Origin of the sequence: Marinobacter sp. F3R08, assembly GCF_018860425.1 — a bacterium.
In the GTDB taxonomy this organism is placed as follows: Bacteria; Pseudomonadota; Gammaproteobacteria; order Pseudomonadales; family Oleiphilaceae; genus Marinobacter.
In genome coordinates, this window is the sequence record NZ_JAHKPI010000022.1 from 1 (window position 1) to 1,773 (window position 1,773).

At 51.9% G+C, this 1,773-nt stretch carries 1 protein-coding gene; it reads left to right on the forward strand.

Annotated features, from left to right (window positions below; genetic code table 11):
- Positions 1-219 precede the first annotated feature (219 nt).
- Complete coding sequence (locus KO499_RS14705) at positions 220-1,422, forward strand: polysaccharide biosynthesis tyrosine autokinase (RefSeq protein WP_215984525.1); 1,203 nt, start codon at positions 220-222, stop codon at positions 1,420-1,422.
- Positions 1,423-1,773: the final 351 nt, after the last annotated feature.

Consider the following 1,773-nt stretch of genomic DNA (forward strand, 5'->3'; position numbering starts at 1 on the left):
GGACTTAGTAACACTCGTGAATAAAACTTCTTTAGCAAATCAGCTTTCTTTAGCATTGAGAAGGGTACCTCGCTTGATCGTCAACTCAAAGAGTCGCGCGATCGGCTGAAAACAACCCGTGCAACATTTGCAGAGGCTGAACGTCAATTGGCGACTTTGACGGCTTTAGAGACAGCATCAGATCAAGACAAAGCGGAACAAGCCGGAGATTCTCGACTGATGACGCTGTGGCGCCAAACGGGTTCAAGCCCTGCCTTTGACGCACAGTTTTCGCAGCTTTTGGCCCGCGCTCAACTTCAAGTACAGCGCACGGGCGCGCAGGTACAGTCTTTGGCCGCGAGTATTGAAGAACGCGAAGTCGAGATTGCCACCCAAAGCGATGAAATCATTCAGCTGCAACAATTGTCACGCGAGGCAGAGGCCAGCCGTTTGCTCTATGAATATTTCCTAGGACGCCTCAAAGAAACCGCCGCACAAGAGGGCATTCAGCAAGCGGACAGCCGTATTTTGTCTAACGCAGTTTTGCCGAGCGGTCCGTCGGAGCCACGCAAATCATTAATCCTCGCGATGTCACTCATTCTGGGTGGAATGCTTGGAGGTGGCGCAGCTTTGCTGTTGGAAATGCGCCAAAAAGGCTATCGTCAATCAAGCGATTTGGAAGCAGACACAGGCCTGCGGGTGATGGGGCAAATTCCACTCTTGCCAAGTCGCAGCCGTCGCGACGGTCTGGATTATCTGGCGGACAAACCCACCTCTGCGGCCGCAGAAGCCGTGCGCAATCTACGGACATCAGTATTGCTATCCGGTGTCGACAAAACCCCACAAGTCATCATGTCGACCTCGTCCTTACCCGGCGAGGGCAAGACCACGGTGTCTTTTGCTTTGGCACAAAACTTGGTTGGCTTGGGCAAAAAAGTCCTCTTGGTAGAAGGCGACATTCGTCGTCTTGTGTTCAGTCAGTATCTTAACGTCACGGACGCCAAAGGCTTGAAGAGCGTTTTGGCGGGAGATGTCGCGTTGAGTGAAGCTGTAATCCATGACAAAATTCTTGGCGCAGACATCCTTGTCAGTGAACCCAGCACCGAGAACGCAGCCGACATTTTGTCATCGCAGCGCTTCTTGGACTTCCTTAAAACCGCACGCGAGGCCTATGACTTTGTGATCATCGACACGCCGCCTGTGCTGGTTGTGCCTGACGCACGGGTCGTTGCCCAACATGTTGATGTCGTCTTGTTCACCGTTCACTGGGACAAAACGTCGAAAACGCAAGTGCGCGATTCACTGCGGATGTTCGAAACGGTTGGCGTCACAGTCAACGGGCTGGTGCTCAACCAAATCGACCCCAAGGGCATGAAACGTTACGGCTATGGCGATGCATATGGTGCCTATGGGTCTTACGGGACGAAATATTATACGAATTGACTCCTGATCTTCGAAGGTTTTCATACCGTTTGGTGCGGCGTGAAAGCCTCTATCGTGCAGGTTTGACTCTATAGAATGGTTTTAAGGATCGAGCTTCGACATTAAGAACCGAACAATCGAAGGATTTCAAGACAAGGAATGATTCCAGTGCGTACAGCTGTTGCTCTTCTCATGGCACTTTCACTGTCCTCTTGTGGGACTGTATATCATAGCCAAAAGGTCGTTGCTGGCGCTACGGATGATGCAAAAGTGCGCGTTGTGCCTGTCACCAGCCAAAGTGTGCTTGTGGCCAACCGGTCCTCTTATACGCCCCATGACTTACCAGCCGTGTTTCGCGCGACAGCCGGTATG